Source organism: Mangrovicoccus algicola, assembly GCF_014903745.1.
GTDB classification, from domain to species: Bacteria; Pseudomonadota; Alphaproteobacteria; order Rhodobacterales; family Rhodobacteraceae; genus Mangrovicoccus; species Mangrovicoccus algicola.
In genome coordinates, this window is the sequence record NZ_JACVXA010000044.1 from 1 (window position 1) to 23,085 (window position 23,085).

20 protein-coding genes are annotated in these 23,085 nt (G+C 69.8%); 13 read left to right on the plus strand and 7 right to left on the minus strand.

Annotated elements, in window-relative coordinates; all coding sequences use genetic code 11:
- Positions 1-351: hypothetical protein (locus ICN82_RS13995; protein ID WP_193183846.1), on the minus strand; the 351-nt coding region annotated here is incomplete at its 3' end.
- Positions 352-552: 201 nt separating this feature from the next.
- Between ICN82_RS13995 and smpB the strand changes: the two genes are divergently transcribed.
- From smpB to ICN82_RS14010, 3 genes are all read left to right on the plus strand, one after another.
- Positions 553-1,029 (plus strand): SsrA-binding protein SmpB, encoded by a 477-nt coding sequence (gene smpB / locus ICN82_RS14000; protein ID WP_193183847.1) that lies wholly within the window; start codon positions 553-555, stop codon positions 1,027-1,029.
- A 102-nt stretch (positions 1,030-1,131) separates the two neighbouring features.
- Positions 1,132-1,983: a 3-mercaptopyruvate sulfurtransferase gene (gene sseA, locus ICN82_RS14005; RefSeq protein WP_193183848.1), complete on the plus strand. Its 852-nt coding sequence runs from the start codon at positions 1,132-1,134 to the stop codon at positions 1,981-1,983.
- A 225-nt stretch (positions 1,984-2,208) separates the two neighbouring features.
- On the plus strand, positions 2,209-3,561 hold the full coding sequence (locus ICN82_RS14010; protein WP_193183849.1) for an aminotransferase class I/II-fold pyridoxal phosphate-dependent enzyme: 1,353 nt from the start codon (positions 2,209-2,211) through the stop codon (positions 3,559-3,561).
- 346 nt (positions 3,562-3,907) lie between these two features.
- Here ICN82_RS14010 and ICN82_RS14015 read toward each other — a convergent pair whose 3' ends face one another.
- Complete coding sequence (locus ICN82_RS14015) at positions 3,908-6,139, minus strand: transglycosylase domain-containing protein (RefSeq protein WP_193183850.1); 2,232 nt, start codon at positions 6,137-6,139, stop codon at positions 3,908-3,910.
- 286 nt (positions 6,140-6,425) lie between these two features.
- Here ICN82_RS14015 and ICN82_RS14020 point away from each other — a divergent pair, with 286 nt between their 5' ends.
- Both ICN82_RS14020 and ICN82_RS14025 read left to right on the plus strand, forming a co-directional pair.
- Positions 6,426-6,764 carry a P-II family nitrogen regulator gene (locus tag ICN82_RS14020; RefSeq protein ID WP_193183852.1) on the plus strand — a complete coding sequence of 113 codons (339 nt, stop codon included), beginning with the start codon at positions 6,426-6,428 and terminating at the stop codon, positions 6,762-6,764.
- A gap of 31 nt (positions 6,765-6,795) precedes the next feature.
- A complete protein-coding gene (locus ICN82_RS14025; RefSeq protein WP_193183854.1) occupies positions 6,796-8,151 on the plus strand; it encodes an ammonium transporter in 1,356 nt (451 codons plus the stop codon).
- Between the two features lie 94 nt (positions 8,152-8,245).
- Here the strand turns inward: ICN82_RS14025 and ICN82_RS14030 are convergent, their stop codons facing one another.
- Positions 8,246-9,433, minus strand: coding sequence for a DegT/DnrJ/EryC1/StrS family aminotransferase (locus tag ICN82_RS14030; RefSeq protein ID WP_193183856.1), 1,188 nt, complete (start codon positions 9,431-9,433; stop codon positions 8,246-8,248).
- A 173-nt stretch (positions 9,434-9,606) separates the two neighbouring features.
- Here ICN82_RS14030 and ICN82_RS14035 point away from each other — a divergent pair, with 173 nt between their 5' ends.
- Genes ICN82_RS14035 through ICN82_RS14045 form a run of 3 tightly spaced genes read left to right on the plus strand, consistent with a single transcriptional unit; the run spans position 9,607 to position 14,078 of the window.
- Entirely contained in the window at positions 9,607-10,734 is a 1,128-nt protein-coding gene (locus ICN82_RS14035) for an efflux RND transporter periplasmic adaptor subunit (protein WP_193183858.1), read from the plus strand.
- Positions 10,735-10,737: 3 nt separating this feature from the next.
- The gene (locus ICN82_RS14040; protein ID WP_193183860.1) at positions 10,738-13,899 is read left to right on the plus strand and encodes an efflux RND transporter permease subunit; all 3,162 of its coding nucleotides are present in this window, start codon (positions 10,738-10,740) and stop codon (positions 13,897-13,899) included.
- 14 nt (positions 13,900-13,913) lie between these two features.
- Entirely contained in the window at positions 13,914-14,078 is a 165-nt protein-coding gene (locus ICN82_RS14045; protein WP_193183862.1) for a hypothetical protein, read from the plus strand.
- 12 nt (positions 14,079-14,090) lie between these two features.
- Here the strand turns inward: ICN82_RS14045 and ICN82_RS14050 are convergent, their stop codons facing one another.
- Complete coding sequence (locus ICN82_RS14050) at positions 14,091-14,378, minus strand: DUF1467 family protein (protein ID WP_193183864.1); 288 nt, start codon at positions 14,376-14,378, stop codon at positions 14,091-14,093.
- A gap of 3 nt (positions 14,379-14,381) precedes the next feature.
- Positions 14,382-14,786 carry a methylmalonyl-CoA epimerase gene (gene mce, locus ICN82_RS14055; RefSeq protein WP_193183866.1) on the minus strand — a complete coding sequence of 135 codons (405 nt, stop codon included), beginning with the start codon at positions 14,784-14,786 and terminating at the stop codon, positions 14,382-14,384.
- 159 nt (positions 14,787-14,945) lie between these two features.
- Here mce and ICN82_RS14060 point away from each other — a divergent pair, with 159 nt between their 5' ends.
- The 5 genes from ICN82_RS14060 to ICN82_RS21540 all read left to right on the plus strand — a co-directional run bounded on the left by ICN82_RS14060 (position 14,946) and on the right by ICN82_RS21540 (position 18,460).
- Positions 14,946-15,665: a response regulator gene (locus ICN82_RS14060; protein ID WP_193183868.1), complete on the plus strand. Its 720-nt coding sequence runs from the start codon at positions 14,946-14,948 to the stop codon at positions 15,663-15,665.
- Positions 15,666-15,757: 92 nt separating this feature from the next.
- A complete protein-coding gene (locus ICN82_RS14065; protein WP_193183870.1) occupies positions 15,758-16,372 on the plus strand; it encodes an S-adenosylmethionine-binding protein in 615 nt (204 codons plus the stop codon).
- A gap of 5 nt (positions 16,373-16,377) precedes the next feature.
- Entirely contained in the window at positions 16,378-17,355 is a 978-nt protein-coding gene (locus ICN82_RS14070) for a DNA cytosine methyltransferase (RefSeq protein WP_226898497.1), read from the plus strand.
- A 1-nt stretch (position 17,356) separates the two neighbouring features.
- Positions 17,357-18,196: an NgoMIV family type II restriction endonuclease gene (locus ICN82_RS14075; protein WP_193183872.1), complete on the plus strand. Its 840-nt coding sequence runs from the start codon at positions 17,357-17,359 to the stop codon at positions 18,194-18,196.
- A gap of 132 nt (positions 18,197-18,328) precedes the next feature.
- Positions 18,329-18,460, plus strand: coding sequence for a hypothetical protein (locus ICN82_RS21540; protein ID WP_269142413.1), 132 nt, complete (start codon positions 18,329-18,331; stop codon positions 18,458-18,460).
- Between the two features lie 84 nt (positions 18,461-18,544).
- On the opposite strand, the gene aspS is transcribed toward ICN82_RS21540, so the two are convergent.
- Positions 18,545-20,320, minus strand: coding sequence for an aspartate--tRNA ligase (gene aspS / locus ICN82_RS14080; protein ID WP_193183874.1), 1,776 nt, complete (start codon positions 20,318-20,320; stop codon positions 18,545-18,547).
- 151 nt (positions 20,321-20,471) lie between these two features.
- A complete protein-coding gene (locus ICN82_RS14085; RefSeq protein ID WP_330999010.1) occupies positions 20,472-23,003 on the minus strand; it encodes a TIGR02302 family protein in 2,532 nt (843 codons plus the stop codon).
- Positions 23,004-23,085: the final 82 nt, after the last annotated feature.

The following is a 23,085-nucleotide window of genomic DNA, read 5'->3' on the forward strand; positions in this document are numbered from 1 at the left end:
CTGCAGAAGCCGCCTCGCGGCCTGCCGGGCCTCCTGCCGGGCCGGGGCCGAGGCCCGCGCCGCGGCAGGCGGGCGCATCAGCGAAAACCGGTTGCACGGATGCCGGATCTCGCTGACATAGCGCATCTCGGCGGGGTAGTCGGCGCCCACCAGCATGTCGCGCGGATCGTGGTCGATGCGGATCACGGCCAGCCGCGCCCCGGCGACGGCGCGGACCATGTGGCCGGTCACCATTCCCTGGCCCAGAACCAGCACCCCGAACTGCACTTTGCATCTGATGGCCTCCTCCAGCAGATGCTGGGGCCAGTCCTCCATGTCGGGCAGTTCGCGCCCGTAAACCTGGTCGATCATCTTGAGCCTCCCGGCCTTTTCGGCATGCGGGGTATCGCAGGACATGATTGACAATACCTCAATTTCGCCCCGGTCCGGGCCGGGAAGCGCCTTGCATTTTACCGGTTTGCGGCAGAACCAGGGCGGCATCGGGGCAGAAATGCGGCGCGGCGCGCGGGGCGCCTTTTCAACCGGGCGCGAAACGCCTATATCCCGCATCCCATGGCAAAAGCGAAATCAGATCCGAACTACAAGGTGATCGCGGAGAACCGCCGCGCGCGCTACGACTATGCGATCGAGGACGATCTCGAGGTCGGCATCATGCTGCTGGGCTCCGAGGTCAAGTCGCTGCGCCTCGGCGGATCGAACATTGCCGACAGCTACGCCAATGTCGAGGACGGCGAGTTGTGGCTGATCAACGGCTACGTCGCCCCCTACGAGCAGGCCAAGACCTGGGGCCACGAGGAACGCCGCAAGCGCAAGCTTCTGGTGTCGCGGCGGGAACTGGCGCGGCTGTGGTCCGCGACCCAGCGCGAGGGCATGACGCTCGTGCCGCTGGTCATGTATTTCAACCACAAGGGACTGGTGAAGCTGAAGATCGGCATCGCCAAGGGCAAGAAGACCCAGGACAAGCGCGCCACGGAAGCCAAGCGCGACTGGCAGCGCCAGAAGGCGCGGCTGCTGCGCCACGGCGGGTGATCCGCCCGGGATCCGGTTTCTGCGCCGCAGCGGATGGCGGGCCTTGTCTGCGCCCGGCCATGCCGCTACCCCTGAGCGAGAGGCACAGCACGGAAGGCGGCCATGGCTGAGAGCGACCCGAAGACCCTGGTGACCACGGACTGGCTGGAGGACCATCTGCGCGATCCGGATCTGAGGATCCTGGATGCCTCCTGGTACCTGCCCGATGCCGGGCGCAACGGCCGCGCCGAATACGAGAAGGCCCATATCCCCGGTGCCCGCTTCTTCGATCTCGACGAGATCTCGGACCTGCGCTCGGAAATGCCGCACATGGCGCCTCCGGTGGAGAAGTTCATGTCGCGGATGCGCAAGCTGGGCGTCGGGGACGGACACCAGATCGTCGTCTATGACGGCGCCGGGCTGTTTTCCGCGGCGCGGGTCTGGTGGCTGTTCCGGCTGATGGGCAAGACCGACATCGCGGTTCTGGACGGCGGCTTTCCCAAATGGCTGGCCGAGGGGCGCGAGACCGAGGACCTGCCGCCGATCGTGCGCGACCGCCACATGACCGTGACCCGCCAGAACCACCTGGTCAAGGATGTCACCCAGGTGGCCGCCGCCTCCAAGCTGGGCGATCACGAGATCGTCGATGCCCGGTCGCCGTCGCGCTTCGCCGGACAGGAGCCCGAACCGCGCCCCGGGCTGCGCGCCGGGCATATCCCCGGATCCAAGAACCTGCATTACCGGCTGCTGCTGGACGATGACGGCACGATGAAGCCGCCCGCCGCCTTGCGCGCCGCCTTCGAGGCGGCCGGGGTCGACCTGTCGCGGCCGGTCATCACCTCCTGCGGATCGGGCGTGACCGCGGCAATTCTCAGCCTGGCGCTGGAACGCATGGGCAAGACCGACCATGCGCTCTATGACGGTTCCTGGGCCGAATGGGGCATGTATGACGGGCTGGCCGCCGTCACGGGCTGAGCCCGGAAAACCGTTACAGTTCTAGGCAACCCGTCCGGCTACACCCGCCCTTAAGGCGCCGCCGCCACAGTGGCGCCCAATGAGGCACTCAGTGATCGGATCGGCATGGGCAGGTTGCTGGGGGGCATTCGGCCCCTCCCTTGGCATCGTGAAACGGAAGATCCCGTCGGGGTCGCGGCCGCGGCCGGGCTGCGGGAGGGCCTACTGGACCTCTCCGGGGACGCCGTGCTCGACACGTCCCGCCTGCCGCTGCACCTGGACAGCATGGCCCGCGCCCGCCGCCGCGCCATCGGCGACGGCACCCGCCGGGGCCCCGCGCCCGGCCCGTCCGGGGATGCCGGTCTGGCCGGGCTGTTGCATGACTACCTGACCGGGGGCTGCTTCCTCGAGGCGGACCGCCTCGTCGCCACCGTCACGGCGGGCGGTCGCGGCGCGCTGCGCCTGGCGCTGGATCTTCTGCGCGGCACCCATCCGGAGGCAACCGTCTGGCTGCCCGCCCCCGGACGCGACCGCGACGCCGCCCTGGCGGTCCATCTGGGCCTGAATATCCGCCCTTACCCCTGGTCCGACGCGGCCGGGATCGCGACGGGGCCCATGCTGGACCGGCTCGGTGCCACGGCGCCCGGCGACGTGATCCTGGTTCAGGCCTGCGGGCATGATCCGACCGGGCTCGACCTGGGGCCCGGGGAATGGAGCGCCCTCGCCCAGCTGTGCCGGCAGACGGGCGCCGTGCCGCTGATCGACCTGTCCCAGGCCGGACCGGCCGCCGGGCCCGCGGCCGCGATGGAAGGCCCCGCCGCGCTGATGGCCGCCGTGCCGGAGGCCCTGCTGGCCGTCAGCGCGGCACAGGGGTTCGGCCTGGAAGAGGAGCGGACCGGGCTTCTCTACCTGCAGGCCGAAACGCCCGAAGAGGCAGGCGCCGCCCTGCTTCACCTGCAGAGGCTCACCGCGCTTGCGATCGGCATGCCGCCCCTGGCCGGCGCCCGGGCCGCCGCGCATCTGCTGGCCAGTCCGGAGCTGCGCCATGACTGGGAGGCCGAGATGCGCCGCCTGCGCATGAGCCTCGGCACCACCCGCGCGGCCCTCGCCGAGGCACTGGCGGAGCGCATCGGGGGGACAGACTGGAGCCCTCTGGCCGGGGGGCGGGGGCTTTTCGCCTGCCTGCCGCTGGACCCCGCGGGCCGCCTGCAGCTGTGGACGGATCACGGGATCGCCACCGCCGCGGGAGGCCGCGTCAATCTCTCGGGCCTGGACGAGGCGATGATCGCCCGCCTCGCCGAGGCCCTGCCCCCCTGCCTTGCCGCGACCGGCCCGGCGCCGCGGGGCCTGGCCGCGATGCTGGCCTGCCTCCCCGATTCCGGCGACCCTGCCGGGGACCCGCCCGCCGGGACCGCCGCCTCCGGGGAGGCCCCCCTGCCCCGGGAGGAGGGGACCGCGCCGGAAAGCGGGCAAAGCGAGGCGGAACAGGATGCGCAATGGCGCCGGGCAGCAGCAGAGCGGCGCGCGGCGGAAGAGACGCCGGCATCCGCCGACACGCAGGACGGTCCCCAGCCGGCCGGGGCGGAACCGCCCCCCTGACCCGCGGCGCCGCACCCGTCGGCCCGGCCCCGTAGCGAGGGCCGATCCTCGCCCGCCCCTCGTCCCCGCAGCGGCAGATCAGCCTGGCGCCGCAGAGTGCCCGCGGCCGCATCGGGACAACCGCCATGTCCCGGAACGGCCGCCTTCCCGGGACGCCGGACTGCCCCGGATTGCGACGGGGTCACGGGCGCGGATGCCGCACGCCCCGGGGCGCCGCGATCCGGCCCGATCCCTCGCGGGCCGGACCGGCGCCTCCCCCAGGGAGCAAGACGCCGGTCCGGCCCGCAGGACATGCCGCGCCCCGGGCCAGGCCCGGACCCCGCAGCAGCGGCCGGACCCCGCCCGGTCAGTTCCTTCCGAACAGGCCGCGCACGTCCTTCAGGATCTTCTCGGCCAGGCCCTGCGCCTGTTCCGGCAGGTCCGACAGGTCGGGCACCTGGGGCTGGGCCGGCCGCGCACCGCCCGGCGCGGGGCTGCCGCCGCCGACCATGCGCTCGGGCTGGCGCTCGCTGGGGGTGATCATCGGCAGGGGCGTGACCGGCCGCCCGGCATTGATGCGCGACATCGCCTCGTGCCAGATCTCGGCCGGCAGACCGCCGCCCGTCACCCCGGTCAGCGGCGTGTTGTCGTCATAGCCCATCCAGACACCGGCCACGAAATCCCCGGTGAAGCCCATGAACCAGGCGTCGCGGGCGGAGCTGGTCGTGCCGGTCTTGCCCGCGGCGGGGCGGCCGTCCAGGCGGGCACGCTGGCCGGTGCCGCCCTCGATCACCTGGTTCATCATGTAGACCAGCTGCATCGCCGCATCGCGCGAGATCACCCTTTCGCCGATGCCGCCCTCCTTCTCCATGACCGGCGCGCTCTCGCCGCGCACCGACAGGGTCGTCAGCCCGTAGGGGGCCACGGACTGGCCGCCATTGAGGATCCCCGCATAGGCGCCGGTCAGTTCCAGCAGCGAGGCCTCGGAGACGCCGAGCGCCAGGGAGGGCCCGTCGAACATCGTGGAATCGATGCCGAAATCGGTCGCCACGCGAATCACGTTGTCGCGTCCCACCGCCTCGGAGACCTTCACCGCCGGGATGTTCAGGCTGTCCTTCAGCGCATCGGTCAGCGAGACCCAGCCGTGATAGGTCCGCGTGTAGTTCTGCGGCGTCCAGGGGCCGGAGCCCGGCACGTTGATGGTCAGCGGCGCATCCTCGACCATGTCGTTGTAGCTGTGACCCAGGTCCAGCGCGGTGGCATAGACGAAAGGCTTGAAGGCGGAACCGGTCTGCCGCTTGGCCTGCACGGCGCGGTTGAACCCGCCGGGCACATCGGCATCGCGGCCGCCGACCATGGCGCGCACGGCGCCATCGGCCCCCATGACGACGATCGCCGCCTCGGCCGTCGATCCCTCGCGCACCTTGGTGCGGAACACCTCGGCCAGCGCCGCCTCCGCCTTGAGCTGCATGTCCATGTCGAGCGTGGTGCGGATGGTGACGTCCTCGGTGGTGCCGCGGCCGTAATATTCGGGCACGACGCTCATCACCCAGTCGGCGAAATAGCCGCCCGTGCGGTTGGCCGCCGCTGCCGAGATCGTGGCGGGATGGGCGCGCGCCAGTTCCGCCTCCTCCGCCGAGAGATAGCCCTGGTCGCGCATGAGCCCGACGATGACCGTGGCGCGTTCCTGGCTGCGGGCCAGGTTGGCAGTGGGGGCGTAGCGGCTGGGCGCCTTCAGCAGCCCCGCCAGCATCGCCGCCTCGGCCGGGCCGACCTCGCTGGCGGGCTTGCCGAAATACAGCTGGCTGGCCGCCTCGAAGCCGCGCGTCCCCGCCCCCAGATAGGCGCGGTTCATGTAGATGGTGAGGATCTCGTCCTTGGAGTATTTCACCTCCATTGCCATCGCGTAGATCGCCTCGCGCGCCTTGCGCGCCAGGGTGCTTTCGCGGCACCCGGCCTCGTATTGCGCCTCGCTCTGGCCCGAGGACGGATCATAGTCGCGCCCGACGCAGAGCAGCTTGGCGGTCTGCTGCGTGATGGTGGAGCCGCCATTGCCCGAAAGCGGAGAGCGGCCCTCGGCCATGTTGATGCGCATCGCGCCGATGATCCCGATCGGATCGACCCCGGGATGACGGTAGAACCGGCGGTCCTCGGTGGCGACGATGGCGTTCTTGAGATCCGGCGAGACGGTATCGGCATGGACGCCGCCGCCATACTGGTCGCCGCGCCAGGCGAAGGTCTCGCCATTGCGGTCCAGCAGCGTGACCGAGCCGCGCACGCGGCCGTCCATCAGCTGCGACACCGGCGGCAGGGTCGAATAGACCACCCCCACCCAGCCCGCGAGAATCAGCCCGGCGAAGACCGCCAGGCGCCATCCGGCGCCCCAGATCGCCCGCAGGAGCCCGCGCACCAGCCGCACGGGCCAGGGCGCACGCCGCCCGCCACCGCCGTTTCCGCCGCCGCGGCGCCGCGCGGGGGCCGCCTTCTTCCTGGTGCGGGGGGCGGCTTTGTCCTTTGCGGACGGCCGTTTCGCGGCTTTGGGGGCCGGGCGCCCGCCGGTGGCTCGGACCGGGCGCCGCGGAGTTGTTGGCCTGCTCATGTTCTGCTCGCTCTGACTTCGCGCATTCGCTGCGTTTTTAACCTTTCCGGAGGCCAAGCGGTAGCCCGGGCCCTGCGGCGCGCAGAGTTTTCATGTCGCCTAAAAATTGACAGAACGTGATTTTATGCACACAAAAAAGGCACTCACACCGTCGGACCGGCTCCGAAATGTCACGTGGCCGCTTGTGTCACCTACCGCAAGAGCCGCAGATCCGACCATCAGCGTCTCGAGCCTGCTATAGGCTGATACATGCCGATGCAGGCGCGCTTACTGGAAGGGGACAATCGTGAAACTGATCATTGCTGCAATCAAGCCGTTCAAGCTGGAGGAGGTCCGCGAGGCGCTGACCGCCATCGGCGTTCGCGGCATGATGGTCACCGAAATCAAGGGCTTCGGATCGCAATCCGGCCACACGGAAATCTACCGTGGCGCCGAATACGCGGTGAACTTCGTTCCGAAGGTGAAGCTCGAGATCGTCGTCAAGGACGACATGGCCGACCAGGTGGTCAAGACCATCGAGGAAACGGCCCGGACCGAGAAGATCGGCGACGGCAAGATTTTCGTCCTCGACGTGGCGCAGGCGGTGCGCGTGCGGACCGGCGAAGAAAACGAAGATGCGCTGTGAGCGGAAGCATCAAGTGAGGGACCTTTTTACGATGAAACTCAACAAAACCCTGCTGGCAGCGGCCGCAGCCGCGATTGCCCTGCCCGCGCTCGGCTACGCGCAGGAGGCCGAGGTGGCCGCCCCCACGGGCGAGGCGACCGACCAGGTCAAGTTCATCCTGACCTCCGTCCTCTTCCTGGTCGGCGGCTTCCTCGTGATGTTCATGGCCGCAGGTTTCGCGATGCTGGAGGCGGGCCTCGTCCGCTCCAAGAACGTCACGATGCAGTGCCTCAAGAACGTCTCGCTCTTCGCCATCGCGGGCGTGATGTACTACCTGATCGGCTACAACCTGATGTACCCGCTCGGCGACTGGGCGATCGACGGCTATTTCTCCGCGCTGTTCCCGGCCGTGGCCGTGCTTGAGCCGGTCGGCGTCGCCGCCGATGCGCTCGACGACCTGGCCTATGCCTCCACCGGCTCCGACTACTTCTTCCAGCTGATGTTCTGCGCCACCACCGCCTCGATCGTCTCGGGCACCCTGGCCGAACGCATCAAGCTGTGGCCCTTCCTGATCTTCACCGCCGTCCTGACCGGCTTCATCTACCCGCTGACCGCGTCCTGGAAATGGGGCGGCGGCTTCCTCGATGCCATGGGCTTCCAGGACTTCGCCGGTTCGACCGTCGTGCATGCCTGCGGCGGCGCGGCAGCCCTGGCGGGCGTGCTGATCCTCGGCCCGCGCATCGGCAAGTACGATGCGGCCGGCCGCACCATCCCGATGCCCGGCAACAACCTGACCCTGGCGACCCTGGGCACGTTCATCCTGTGGCTCGGCTGGTTCGGCTTCAACGGCGGCTCGCAGCTGGCGATGGGCACCGTCTCCGACGTCGCCGACGTGTCGCGCATCTTCGCCAACACCAACACGGCCGCGGCCGGCGGCGCGCTGGCGGCCCTGATCATGACCACGCTGCTCTACCGCAAGCCGGACCTCACCATGGTGCTCAACGGCGCGCTGGCGGGCCTGGTGTCGATCACCGCGGAACCGCTGGCCCCGGGCCTCGGCACCGCGACCCTGATCGGCGCGGTCGGCGGCGTGATCTGCACCCTGGTCGTCCCGGCGCTGGACAAGATGAAGATCGACGATGTCGTCGGCGCCATCCCGGTGCACTTCGTCTGCGGCTTCTGGGGGACGCTCGTGGTTCCGCTGACCAATGGCGACGCCAATGTCGTGACCCAGATCATCGGCTTCCTGTCGATCACCATCTTCACCTTCGTCGCATCCGGCGTGGTCTGGATGATCCTGAAGGCGGCCATGGGCATCCGGGCGCCGGAAGAGGACGAGATCGAAGGTCTCGACAAGGCCGAGCTGGGCATGGAAGCCTACCCGGAATTCGGCCGCGCCGGCGCCTGAGCCTCCGCGACCTCCCCGAAACGCGAAGGGCCGCCCCATGGGCGGCCCTTCTGCCATTCCGGCCCCTGTCCCGTCCGGGTCCGTCCGGGTCCCCTCACCCGGCGGCGGCGCGCGCCTCCTCGGCCAGGATCGTGCCGATCACGCGGCAATCCTCCAGGCTGAAGGTCAGCGGCAGCCGCATGTCCAGCAGCCCCGCCAGCACCGCATCCGTCGCGGGCAGCGGCGCGGGGGCGGCATAGCGCCAGTGGTCGTAGCGCGAGGTGAAGCCCGCCGGGCTGTCGGCGCCGAACCATTTCAGCTCCACCCCCCGCGCGGCGCAGGCGGCCACATAGGCCCGCATCGCCGCCGCATCCCGCCCGGGCAACAGGAACTGGATCGACGAGCCGACGAAGGCCTCCGCCTGCGGCCGCGGCGGCAGCTTCACGCCCGGCACGTCCCGAAGGCAGGACTCCACCGCGCGGTAACGTTCGGTCCAGGCCGCGCAGCGGGCCTCCAGCCCGGCCAGCTGCGGCCGCAGGATCGCCGCGCGCAGGTGATCCATGCGCCCGGATATGTTGGGCATGTCCAGCCGGTGTCTTTCGAACACCTCCGGCGCGGGCGCCGCCCCGTGGCGGGGATAGAGCATGTAGCTGCCCGACATCAGCACCGCCCGCGCCATCAGGTCGGGATCATCCGAGATCAGCAGCCCGCCCTCGCCGGAATTCATGTGCTTGTAGGTCTGGGTCGAATAGCAGGCCATCGCCCCGTGCCGCCCCGACAGCACCCCGCGCCAGCGCGCCCCCATCGTGTGGGCGCAATCCTCGATCACCCGGATCCCGGCCGCGTCGCAGATCTCCATCAGCCGGTCCATGTCGCACAGATGCCCGCGCATGTGGCTCAGCAGCAGCACCTTCGCCTGATCCGCCCTGGCCGCCAGGTCCTCCAGGTCGATCACCAGATCCGGCGTCACCTCGACCAGCACCGGCACCGCCCCCAGCGAGGCGATGGCGCCGGGCACGGGCGCCAGCGTGAAGGCATTCGTCAGCACCCGGTCCCCCGGCCCCACCCCCAGCGCGCGCAGCGCCGTGGCGATGGCATAGCCGCCCGAGGCCACGGCCAGGCAGTAGCGTGCCCCCGACCAGGCGGCGAATTCGCGCTCCAGCGCCGAAACCTCGCCCTCCTCCTGCGGCCCCAGGTTGTAGCGATGCAGCCGCCCCGAGCGCATCACCGCGACAGCGGCCTGTATCGCCTCTTCGGGGATCGGCTCCTGCTGGGTGAAATTGCCTGTGAAACGCGTGGTCATGCCGGGTCTCCGCCTGTTCGCCCCTGCGTGACCCAGCCCGCGGCCAAGGTCAACGCGGCAGCAGGGCCTGCCGCCCGCGGACTCCGCCATGCGGCCAATTGCGACGACGCCCGAATCCGCGGAACATGGTTTCCTGAAGGTAACAAGACAGTGATGCGGAAACGGCCCAGGCGATGACACAGACTTTCTTCCCGATCCCCGCCGCGGCCCTGGCCGCCGCGCTGGCCCTGCTGGGCGCGGCACCCGCCCCGGCACAGGAACCGCCCGCCCCGGCGGTGGTCGTCGCCCCGGCCGAGATGCAGGCCCGGGCGGGCGAGGCCAGCTTCACCGGGCGGCTGGTCGCGGCGCAGGTCGTCGACATACGCGCCCGGGCGACGGGATTCCTCGAAAGCGTCGATTTCACCGAGGGCCAGCGCGTCGCGAAGGGCGATCCGCTGTTCCATATCGAGGATGACAGCTACCAGGCGGCGCTGAACCAGATCGACGGGCAGATCCAGTCCGCCCGCGCCGAACGCGACCTGGCGCGGATCGAACGCGACCGCCAGGCCGAACTGGTGCGCCGCGGGGCCGTGCCGCAGAGCAACCTGGACCAGGCGGAGGCCTCGCTGGGCAATACCGAGGGCGCGCTGACGACATTGCAGGCCCAGCGCCAGGATGCAGAGCTGACCCTGTCCTACACGGTTGTCGCCGCGCCTTTCGACGGCATCGCCGGGCTGGCGCAATACGATACCGGCGCGCTGGTCGGTCCCGATGCGGGCACGATGGTGACCCTGACCGGCAGCGATCCGATCCATGCCGAATTCCCCGTGCCGCTGCGCGTGCTGCAGGAATACGACGCCGCGGTGGAGCGCGGCGAGGCGCCCACCGAGGCGGTGGTCAGCCTGACCCTGGCCAATGGCACCCAGGCCCCGCAGCAGGGGCGGATCGACTATCTCGACAGCCGCGTCTCGGAGGGCACCGATACCGTGCTGGCCCGCGCCGCCTTCGACAATCCCGATCACAAGCTGCGCGACGGGGAATTCGTCACCGTCACGCTGATGGCGACGACGGCGCAAGAAATCCTGACCGTGCCCGCCCAGGCGGTCAGCCGCAACCTGGCGGGCAGTTTCGTGATGGTCGTGGGCCCGGACGGCACCGCCGAACAGCGCCAGATCCAGACCGGCAGCACGCGCCAGGGCGTCACCGAGGTCACGGGCGGGCTGGAGGCCGGCGAGATGGTCGTCACCGAGGGGCTGAACAAGGTCCGCCCCGGCATCAAGGTCGATGCCGCCCCCGCCGCCGCCGATCCGCAGGAAGGCTGACCCATGATCTCGCAGGTCTTCATCGACCGCCCGCGCCTGGCGGCCGTCATCTCCATCGTGCTGACCCTGGCCGGGCTGATCTCGCTCAGCCGCCTGCCGGTGGAACAGTTCCCCGATATCGTGCCGCCCGTGGTCAGCGTCTCGGCCATGTATCCCGGCGCCGATGCCGAGACCGTTGAGGCCACCGTCGCCCAGGCGATCGAGGAGCAGGTCAACGGCGTCGAGGACATGCTCTACATGAAATCGACCAGCGGCTCGGACGGGTCCTATTCTCTGTCGGTGACCTTCGCGGTGGGCAGCGATCCGGACATCAACACCGTCAACGTGCAGAACCGCGTCGCCCTGGCCGAGGCCACCCTGCCCGACGAGGTCACGCGCAGCGGCGTCAGCGTCAAGAAGGCGTCGAACGGCATGCTGCTGTCGCTGGCGATCTATTCGCCCGAGGGCACGTATGACGACCTGTTCCTGTCGAACTATGCCACGATCAACGTGCTGGACGCGATCAAGCGCGTGCCCGGCGTGGGCGACGCCACGCTGTTCGGCACGCGCGACTACTCGATGCGCATCAGCCTGGACACGGACCGGCTGACCCAGCTGGGGCTGACCCCCGGCGATGTCACCGCCGCGATCCGCGCCCAGAACACCCAGGCGGCGATCGGCCGCGTCGGCGCCCAGCCGATGACCGACGATCCGCTGTTCCAGCTGAACCTGACCACCACCGGGCGGCTGGCCGATCCGGCGGAATTCGGCGGGATCGTGCTGCGCGCCAATCCCGACGGGTCCTTCCTGCGGGTGCGCGACGTGGCCACCGTGTCGCTGGGGGCGCAGAACTACGACACCTCCGCGCGGCTCAACGGCGCCCAGACGGTGATGATCGGCGTCTATCAGAGCCCCGGCGCCAATGCGCTTCAGGCCGCCGAAGGCGTCATGGCCGAAATGGACCGCGCCGCCGCGGATTTCCCGCAGGATGTCGCCTATTCGGTGGTCTATGACACGACCGAATTCATCCTCGATTCCGTCCACGAGGTGCAGAAGACCCTGATCGAGGCCTTCCTTCTGGTCGTGCTGGTGGTCTTCGTCTTCCTCGGCAACTGGCGCGCGACGCTGATCCCGCTGGTCGCGGTGCCGGTCTCGCTGGTGGCGACCTTCGCGGTGATGCTGGCCATGGGCTTCACGCTGAACACCGTGTCGCTTCTGGCGCTGGTGCTGGCGATCGGCATCGTCGTCGACGACGCCATCGTGGTCGTGGAAAACGTCGAGCGGATCATGGAGGAGAACCCGGAGCTGTCCGGGCACCAGGCCGCCTCCCTGGCGATGCGCCAGATCACCGGGCCGATCATCGCCACCGCCGCGGTGCTCTTGTCGGTCTTCGTGCCGGTGGCCTTCATCCCCGGCATCACCGGCGCGCTGTTCCAGCAATTCGCCGTCGCCGTCTCGGTCTCCATGGTGATCTCGGCGGTCAATGCGCTGACCCTGTCTCCCGCGCTGGCGGCGATCCTGCTGCGCCCGCATCAGGGTCCGCGCCACGGCGTGATGGCCTGGATCTCGGGGCGCATCGACCGCGCCCGCGACGGCTATGCCCGCATCGCCCATGCCATCGCCCGGCGCGCCGTGCTGGGGCTGGTGCTGCTGGGCGCGGCGCTGGCGGGGACGGGCTGGATCATCACCAAGGTGCCCGGCGGCTTCCTGCCCGCCGAGGACCAGGGGGCGTTCTTCACCGAGGTGCGCCTGCCCGAGGGGGCCTCGCTGAACCGCACCGAGGCGGCGCTGGAGGAGGTCCAGACCATCCTGTCGGGCCTGCCGGGCGTGGCGGATGTCATCTCCATCGGCGGCTATTCGATGCTGGACGGAGCGGCGAAATCCTCCTCCGGCTTCCTGATCGCGCGCATGGCGCCCTTTGCCGAACGTCCCGATCCCGAGCAGAGCGTCTTCGCCGCGATCCAGTCGGCAATGGTGCAGGCCTATCCGATCCGCGAGGCGCAGGTCTTCGCCTTCAACCTGCCGCCGATCATCGGGCTGGGGACCGGGTCCGGTTTCGAATACATGCTGCTGGACACGCAGGGGCGGTCCCCGCAGGAACTGTCGCAGGTCGCCACCGGCCTGACCCTGGCCGCCGCGCAGGATCCGCGGCTGTCGGCCACCTACACGACCTTCTCGGCCAATACCCCGCAGCTTTTCCTGGATATCGACCGCGAGAAGCTGCAGTCGCTGGGCGTGTCGGTCGATGATCTCTTCGCCGCGCTGCAGGGCACGCTGGGCTCGGTCTATGTCAACGATTTCACCCTGTTCGGCCGGTCCTGGCAGGTCACGCTGCAGGCGCAGCAGAGCGACCGGGCCAGCGTGGACGATATCGGCCGCATCCACCTGCGCAATGCCGCGGGCGAGATGGTGCCGGTGGCCGCCGTGGCCACCGCGCAATACATCACCGGCCCCGCCGCGATCGTGCGCTACAACAATTTCCGCGCGCTCACGATGAATGGCGGCCCGGCGGGCGATGTCTCCTCCGGCGAGGCGCTGGCCGCGATGGAGGAGCTGTCCGCGCAGACCCTGCCCCAGGGCTACAGCTATGACTGGACCGGCACGGCGGCGCAGGAAAAGGAGGCGGCGGGACAGACCACCGTGATCCTCGTCCTGGCGCTGGTCTTCGCCTATCTCTTCCTCGTCGCGCTATACGAAAGCTGGACCATCCCGGTGCCGGTCCTGCTGTCTGTCTCGGTCGGCGTCTTCGGCGCGATGGCGGCGCTCTTGGTGACCGGGCTGCCGCTGGATATCTACGGGCAGATCGGGCTGGTCGTTCTGATCGCGCTGGCGGCCAAGAACGGCATCCTGATCGTGGAATTCGCCAAGGAGCGGCGCGAGATCGACGGAATGCCGATCCTGGAGGCGGCCGTCACCGGCGCGCGCGCCCGGTTCCGCGCGGTGATGATGACCTCGATCGCCTTCATCGCCGGGCTCTGGCCCCTGGTCAGCGCCACGGGCGCCGCGGAACTGACCCGGCGCGGCGTCGGCACCGGCGTCTTCGGCGGCATGCTGGCCGCGGCGCTGGTGGGCATCTTCGTCATCCCCTCGCTTTACGTGATCTTCCAGAGCGCGCGGGAATGGGCCAAGGCGCGGCTGGGCCTGCGCCCGGCATCCGGGCGCGGGACGGCGGATCGCGGCGACTGAGCCCGGGGCCTTCCGTGTCGCCGCGCACGGGCACGGAAGGCGGACCGGGGCAGGATCGTCCCCAGGTCGGTTTCGATCCCGGGGAGAATTTCATGACCCTCCGTTTTCCCGCGCCGCTGGCGGCCCTGCTTCCGGCCTGTGCGGGCGGGGCGGTGGCGGTGCTGCGCCGCCGGAGCTGACGCGGCCGGGGTTCAGGGCCGCGCCGCGGCGGCCGGGCCCATCCGGTGCATCACGTCGAAATCGCGCACCGTGATGGCGCCGGACAGGATCACCCCGGCGATCACCGCCCAGAGGATCGCGGCGACCAGCGTGGTGATCGCGGCCTTGCGGCGCAGCCGGGGATCGGTGGGCGCCGAGACCGGGGTGCCCGGCACAACCTGCCCCGCCTCCGCCTGGCTTTTCAGCCGCAGCGGCAGCACGACGAAGAAGGTCAGCCACCAGATCACGGCGAAAAGAACGATCGCGGAGGTGATCGACATGGGTCAGACCTCCTCCAGCTCGACCAGGCAGCCATTGAAATCCTTCGGGTGCAGGAACAGCACCGGCTTGCCATGGGCGCCGGTCTTGGGCTCGCCCGAGCCCAGCACCCGCGCCCCGGCCGAAACCAGCCGGTCGCGCGCGGCCAGGATGTCCTCCACCTCGTAGCACACATGATGGATGCCGCCGGCGGGGTTCTTCTGCAGGAAACCGGCGATCGGGCTGTCCGGCCCCAGAGGATGCAGCAGCTCGATCTTGGTATTGGGCAGCGCGATGAAGACCACGGTGACCCCGTGACCGGGCTCCGCCTGCGGCGCACCGACCGCGGCCCCCAGCGCGTCGCGATACTGCGCGCAGGCCGCCTCCAGGTCCGGCACGGCGATGGCCACGTGATTCAGGCGTCCGATCATGGCTGTCCTCCTGCTCCGCGGATGATCCTAGCCGCCCGCCGCCGCAGGAGGCAATGCTTCGCGACGCGCCGGAGATCCCGCGGAGACCGGGTTCACTTAACCCATCCTTCACCCTTCCCTGCGGAAATGACCCGGGGACGAGGCAAGGAGGAGGAGACCATGACCGACCCGGTGGACACCTATCTGATCCGGCGCCAGCCCACGGCCTCGCGGCCGCTGCTGGGGCTGACCATACTTCTGGTGGAAGACAGCCGCTTCGCCTCGGAGGCGGTGCGGCTGATGTGCCTGCGCTCGGGCGCGCGCATCCGCCGGGCCGATTGCCTGGCCTCCGCGCACAAGCACCTGTGCACCTACCGTCCGTCGGTCGCCATCGTCGATCTGGGCCTGCCCGACGGCCACGGAGAGGACCTCATCCGCGAATTGCGCGGCGGTCCCCGGCCCGTGCAGGCGGTGCTGGCCACCTCGGGCGATCCCGACGGCGCCGAACGCGCCTTCGCCGCCGGGGCGCAGGGCTTCCTGGAGAAACCGGTCCGCTCCCTGGGGGACTTCCAGCAGACCGTGCTGCATGTGCTGCCTCCCGAGGCGCGGCCGCTGGGACTGCGCGCCGTGACGGAGGATACCGTCGATCCCGACATGCTGGCATTCCGCGACGACCTCGCCCATGTGGCGGAACTGCTGACGGTGGCGGAATCCGAACAGCCCATCGACTACATCGCGCAATTCGTCTCCGGCGTGGCACGATCCGCCCAGGACGGGCCGCTCTGCGCCGCCGCCGAGGCGATCCTGCGCGCCCAGGCCCGCGGCGCGGCCAATCCCGTCGCCCTGTCCCGATTGCGCAATATCGTGCAGAGCCGCCTTGAAAGGCAGATCGCGATCTAAGCGCGAAAGCACGGGACGAAAGCGTTGCCATGGACCCGATGTTCGCTTAGTGTTCATCGAAACGGCAACACAGGCAATACGATATCTGGCGGATGAAGCACGCAACGGCCCAAGATTTGCGCGGATTTCCCGGCGGAACCCGCTTTGGCACCATGCTGGCCGACCCGCCCCGGCGCTTTGCCGACCGCACCGGCAAGGCTGCGCCCGAACATCGCCGCCTGACCCTCTCTGCAGCCATGGGACTGCAGAGACTCTGCCCCCGGCCGGTGCTGCGCAGCCAGGCCGGGCGGGCGGTTTGCGGTATCCGGCTGTCCGGGGCATTCCTGTCCGATGAATTGCGGGATCCGGCCGCCCCGGGGCGCGAATCCGACTTCCGCCGGCCCGGGAACCGCAAGAATGGCGGTTCGGGCAGGCGCGGGATCGGGTGTGCGTTCCGCAACCCGGCCGGGATCGGAGTTTCCGGGACACCCGGACCTGGTACCTCCGCGCGACGCCGGGTGACCATGCTGCAGGCCCGCAGGCGCGAAGATGCGCGGATGCCCGGCGAACCGCACGAAGCGATTGAATCCTGCAGCCGGGGGCCGTATCTGGAACGCTTCGGTCGCGGCATCCGGGGCGGCTGGACGGTCCGGGGCAACCGGGCCGAGGACAGCGACAGCCCGGACTGGAAGAGCTGCGCCCATAATTCGGCGATTGCGGCGGAGTGACGGAGATGGATGGCAGCCCCCCGATGCATTGCGAGATCGCCTCTGTCGAAGTCTGCGCCGGTGCCGGCGGACAGGCGCTCGGCCTGGAACGGGCCGGTTTCCGCCACGAGGCGCTGGTCGAGGTCGAGGCCGTCTGCCGCAAGACCCTGAGCTTCAACCGCCCCGAATGGCGGGTGCTCTCGGGGGAGCAGTCCAACCTCAAGACCTTCGATGCGCGCGCCTTTCGCGGCATCGACCTGCTGGCGGGCGGGCTGCCCTGTCCGCCCTTCTCCAAGGCCGGCAAGCAGCTGGGCGCCGAGGATGAGCGCAACCTTTTCCCCGACTTCCTGCGCGTGGTCGACGAATGCCGCCCGCGCGCGGTGATGGTGGAGAATGTCCGCGGCTTCCTCGATCCCACCTTCGAGGATTTCCGCAACGATTTCCGCAAGGCGCTGGAGAAATTCGGCTACAAGGTCGGCTGGCGGCTGTTCTCCGCCTCGGATTTCGGGGTCAGCCAGCTGCGCCCGCGGGTGGTGATCGTCGGCGTCGCCGCGGGGGCCGATTTCGACTGGCCGGATCCCGACCCCGAAGCGCCGCCCGGCGTCGGCGCGCTGCTGCATGACCAGATGGCCGCGGGCGGCTGGGAAGGGGCGACCGCCTGGGCGGCGCAGGCCGCCCAGGTCGCGCCCACCATCGTCGGCGGATCGCTGAAACATGGCGGCCCCGACCTGGGCCCCACCCGGGCCCGCGCCGCCTGGGCCAAGCTGGGCGTGGACGGGCGCAGCCTGGCCGATGCCCCCCCCGCCCCCGGATTCACCGGCATGCCGCGCCTGACCGTCCCCATGGTCGCGCGGGTGCAGGGCTTTCCCGATGACTGGACCTTCGTCGGCCGCAAGACCCCCGCCTATCGCCAGGTGGGCAATGCGTTTCCGCCGCCGGTCTCCGCGGCGGTCGGCCGCCGCATCGGCCAGGCCCTGATCCGCAGCAGCGTGATGATCGCCTGACATGGCCCGGCTTGCCGCCGCCCGCACCGCGTTTCACGCGGCGCTTCTGGCCGGGCCGCTGACCGTGTCGGATCGCGGCATCCCCTCGAATGCAGACAGTTCCTCCGCGCCCAGCCGACGCATCGCGCTCGGCATTCTCGACCGGCTGGGACCGTCGCGGACCGCCGTGAAACTGCCCGGACAGACGGCCGGCGCCAATTTCGAGACGCTCTGCGCCGCCTTCCTCGAGGAAATCCTGCCCGCGCTGGCCCATCTGCGCCCGGGACGGTTCGAGATCGCCAAGGGCGGCGGCATCGCCCGGTTCGAGCAATATGCCCATCTCGACGAGCTGGAGGCGATCGCGCGGTCCAACCGCGACATCGCCACGGCGCTTGGATCCGACTACCTGATCAAGCCCGACATCGTCATCGCGCGGCGTCCCGAACCGGACGCGGCGATCAATGCCCGCGAGACGCTGGTCGATGCGACCGTGGCGCGCCATGCCTCCATCCGCGCCTGGGCGCAGCCGCTGGACCTGCTGCATGCCTCGATCAGCTGCAAATGGACGCTGCGCTCGGACCGTGCCCAGAATGCCCGCTCCGAGGGGCTGAACCTGGTCAGGAACCGCAAGGGCCGCCTGCCGCATGTCGCGGTCGTCACCGGCGAACCCCTGCCCTCGCGCATCGCCTCGCTGGCGCTTGGGACCGGCGATATCGACTGCGTGTACCATTTCGCCCTGCCCGAATTGCGCGCCACGCTGGACGGAACGGGCGACGAGGGCTACCTGGACACGCTCGACATGATGGTCGAGGGCAAGCGGCTCAAGGATATCTCCGACCTGCCGCTCGACCTGGTGGCCTGACCCGCGCATCCTCCGCGGCGCAGTCGGCCCAGCCCTTCGCTCAGCGCAAGGCGGCAATACCCCATCGGCGGCTTGTACCGGGCCGCTGGCGCTAACATATACGCCCCATAATATTAAAAAAGGACCACGTCTGTGAAACAGTGGCTCGGAACACTCTGGACCAAGCTCAACCCGGCGGAGCCCTCTCCCGCCTATCTCGGCAAGCTGATGGCGTTCAACGTGACGATGATGACCATCGCGCTGCTGATCGGCCGGGCGACCTGAGGCGCAGCCCTCCGGCGCCCGCCGGATCGCGGCACCACGAAAAAGGCCCCCGCAGGGGCCTTGCTCGACGGGGCGAGCGGCGCCTCACTCCTGCGGCACGACCCGGATGTTCAGTTCGCGCAGCTGTTCGTTGGTGGGCTCGTTCGGAGCGCCCATCATCACGTCCTCGGCGCGCTGGTTCATCGGGAACAGCATCACCTCGCGGATGTTCTGCTCGTCGGCCAGCAGCATGACGATCCGGTCGATCCCCGCCGCGCAGCCGCCATGGGGCGGGGCGCCGAAGCGGAAGGCGTTGACCATGCCGCCGAAGCGCTTGCGCACCTCTTCCTCGCCATAGCCCGCGATCTCGAAGGCCTTGAACATGATCTCGGGCTTGTGGTTGCGGATCGCGCCCGAGACCAGTTCATAGCCGTTGCAGGCCAGGTCGTACTGATAGCCCAGCACATCCAGCGGATCGCCGTTCAGCGCGTCCATCCCGCCCTGCGGCATGGAGAAGGGGTTGTGCTCGAAATCGATCCGGCCGGTTTCCTCGTCCTTCTCGTAGACCGGGAAATCGACGATCCAGGCGAAGGCGAAGCGGTCCATGTCGGTCAGGCCCAGCTCCTCGCCGATCACGGTGCGCGCCTTGCCCGCGACCTTGACGAAGCTCTCGGGCTTGCCGCCGAGGAAGAAGGCCGCGTCGCCCACGCCCAGGCCCAGCTGCTGGCGGATCGCCTCGGTGCGTTCGGGGCCGATATTCTTGGCCAGCGGACCGGCCGCCTCCATCTCGCCATTCGCCTCGCGCCAGAAGATATAGCCCATGCCCGGCAGGCCTTCCTTCTGGGCGAAGGCGTTCATGCGGTCGCAGAACTTGCGGCTGCCGCCCTTGGGCGCGGGGATCGCGCGGATCTCGGTGCCCTCCTGCTCCAGCAGCTTGGCGAAGATGGCGAAGCCCGAGCCGCGGAAATGCTCGGACACGTCCTGCATCCGGATCGGGCAGCGCAGGTCCGGCTTGTCCGTGCCGTACCATTTCATCGCGTCGCGATAGCCGATCTGCGGCCAGTCGCTGTCGACCGCGCGGCCGCCGCCGAATTCCTCGAACACGCCCTGGATCACCGGCTGGATCGTGTCGAACACGTCCTGCTGCTCGACGAAGGACATTTCCAGGTCGAGCTGGTAGAAATCGGTGGGCGAGCGGTCGGCGCGCGGGTCCTCGTCGCGGAAACACGGCGCGATCTGGAAATACTTGTCGAAGCCCGAGACCATCAGAAGCTGCTTGAACTGCTGCGGCGCCTGCGGCAGCGCGTAGAACTTGCCCGGATGCAGGCGCGAGGGCACCAGGAAGTCGCGCGCGCCCTCGGGGGACGACGCGGTGATGATCGGCGTCTGGTGCTCGCGGAAGCCCTTGTCCCACATGCGGCGGCGCATCGAGGCGACGACATCCGAGCGCAGCTTCATGTTCTCCTGCATCTTCTCGCGGCGCAGGTCGAGATAGCGGTATTTCAGCCGCGTCTCCTCCGGGTATTCCTGCTCGCCGAAGACCATCAGCGGCAGCTCCTCGGCGGCGCCCAGCACTTCCAGTTCGCGCACGAAGACCTCGATCTCGCCGGTCGGGATCTTGGGGTTCACCAGCTCGGGGTCGCGCGCCTTCACCGTGCCGTCGATGCGGATGCACCATTCGCTGCGGACCTTTTCCACGTCCTTGAAGGCCGGGCTGTCGGGGTCGGCCAGGACCTGGGTCATGCCGTAATGGTCGCGCAGGTCGATGAACAGGATGCCGCCATGGTCGCGCACCCGATGCACCCAGCCGGCAAGGCGAACGGTCTGACCGACCTCGGCAGAGGTCAGGGCGGCACAGGTATGGGTACGGAAGGCGTGCATGTGATCCTCGGGCGGCTTGGAGGCAGGAATACGGGTTCGCGGCGTTCAATCCCGCCAGCGCCCCGGTGTCAAGCCTTGCCGCCGCACGGGGCCGCCGCCGCCCCGCCGCCCGGGCGGACAGGACGGGCCGCAGAGGGGCCGCAGAGGGGCCTCAGAACCGTTCGAGCAGCCGGTTGAGATAGTCGCGCTCCGCCTCCGGGCGCTCCCGGTCGGTGGCGCGGCGGCGGATTTCGTCCTGCAGGTCGCGGGCCCGCCCGGCCGGGGTTTCCTCCGGCACGAGACCGCCGGATGTCTGGGGATTGCCGTCTTCGCCGCTGAGCCGCCCCAGCGGGTCGCGGCCGGTGCCCTCGGCGGCCTGGCCCTGCTGTCCGCCGGGCTGGCCCTCGCCGTTCATCTGGCCCTGGGCCATTTCCTCCTGCAGCGCCTGCATGCCGTCGCGCAGCGCATCCATCGCCTCCGCCTGGCGATCCAGCGCCCCGGCCATGTCATTGCCGCGCAGCGCCTCCTCGGCCCCGTCCATGGCCCGCCCGGCCCGGTCCAGCGCCTCGCCCGCCCCGCCGCTTCCGGGCATCTGCTGCTGCTGGCGGTTCAGCTCATCGCGCAGGGCCTGCTGCCGGTCGGCCAGGCCCTGCCCCGGTCCCGGCCCGCCCTCTCCGGGCTGCTGCCCCGGCTGGCCGGGCTGGCCCTCTCCCTGCTGCTGTCCGGGCTGGCCCGGCTGCTGCTGGCCCGGCTGCTGGCCCGGCTGGTTGAACTGGTCCTGCAATTCGCGGAAGCTTTCATCCGACAGGTCCTGCTGGTCGCGCAGCATCTCCTGCAGGTCGTTCATCGCCTGCTGGCCGGGACTGCCCTGCCCCTGGCCCTGGCCCTGCGCGATCTGCATGTTCTCCATCATCCGGCTGAGCATATCCAGCAGCTGCTGCGCCTCGGCCATGCGGCCTTCCTCCATCAGCTGCTGCAGCCGGTCCAGCATGTCCTGCAGCTGGTCGCCGGTGATCTCCATCGACTCCTGGTTCTCGGCCTGCTGCTGTCCCTGCTCCTGCTGCTGTTCCGCCAGCTGGCGCATGTAATCCTGCATCGCCTCGCGCAGCTCCTGCATCAGCTCGGCGATTTCCTCCTCGGAGGCGCCGTTCCTCATCGCCTCGGCCAGCCGCTCCTGCGCGCGGCGCAGCCGCTCCATCGCGTTCGACAGGTCGCCATCCTCGATCCGCAGCGCCAGGTCCCACAGGGCGCGGGCGATCTCGTCGCGGCTTTCGGCGGAAAGGCCGCTGCCGTGACCCAGCGAGGCCTCGATCCCGCGCACGGCGAAGCGCAGCCGCAGATAGTCGGTCTCGGCCTTGAACAGGCCCTCGGGCCGGTGCGACACGGCGCGCAGCACCATGGCGACCTCCGCGGCATTGGCTCGGTTCCACAGCAGCGCCTGGCGCTGCTCGATGATCGCCTTGGCCAGCGGCACGAAGAACCGCCGCCCCGGCAGCACCGTCTCCAGCGGTGCGGAACGGCCGGTCTGGTCCATCGCATCGGCGACTTCCAGATGCACCCGCACCGGCAGGTTGGCCCAGGGGTGAGTGGACAGGTTGGCGGCCAGCACCTCCTCGAAGGCGCGGCGATCCCCGGCAATCGGCATGGGCAGGTCGATGACCAGCGGCTCGCGCGGTTCCGGCTCGGGCGCGCGGCCATAGCTGCGATCCACCGCGGCCAGGTCCAGCGTCACCGTGGCGCGGCCGTGTTCGACCCCGAAATCATCCGCCGCCGCGAAAGGCAGCGACAATTCCCCGGCCGCATCCGCATCCAGCGCGCCCTCCACCGTCACCGAGGGCGGCGCATCGGGGGCGACGTCCAGCGCCCAGCTGCGCCCGCCCGGCCCGGCGATCGTGATCTCGCCCGATTGCGCCACCTCGAAATCCTGAACCGGGTCGCTGACCGATCCGATATCCTCGGTCCGTCCCGACACGGTTTCCGCCAGGGTCAGCGCGCCGACCTCGCCATAGAGACGGATCATCACCTTCGACCCTTCGGGCACGGAGACCCCCGTGGCAGGCAGGTCGGCAAGATAGAGGCTGGGCTGTCCGCTATAGCGCGGCGGCTCGATCCAGCCTTCCCAGGTCGGGCCGGAGGCCACGGCGCCGCCGCGCCCCGGCGCCATCCCGGCGATGGTATCCGCCTTCCAGACCGACCCGAAAAGCAGCCCCGCAGCGAAAAGCATGAGCGCCACGAAGCGCAGGCCGAAGGGGTCGAACCGGGTCAGGCTGGTATCGGGGCGCACCGGTTTCGCCGCGGCCAGCCTCGCGCTCATCCGGGCGCGATGCGCCTCCCAGACCGCGCGCGAGGCGGCATCGCCCGCCCCGATCGCCTGGGTGTCGCCAAGCGCGGCCAGCGGCCGTCCCGGCAGGGTCGCGTCCAGCCGGGCCCGCGCCTCGGCGCCGGACGGCCAGCGGAACCGGCGCAGCCCGCGCACCAGCGCCCAGATCCCGGCCAGCGGCACGATGACCAGACCGATCCAGACCAGCTCGATCGCGGCAAGGTCGTGCAGCCCCAGCATCACAACGGCAAGCCCCGCCAGCGCGATGCTCCACAGCGGCCAGAAGGCCCGCAGCAGCCGCTCGGCAGCCATTCCGGCGCGGGTCAGCGCCAGCGTGAGGCGCAGGCGGTCGGTGATCGGCCGGGTCTCGGGGTCCTGGGGCAAGGCGCGTGCTCCGCTCTCTCCCCCCACCTTCCGGCAGGGAGGGTTCCGGGGACGATAACGCGGAATTGTAATCCGTCAAAGA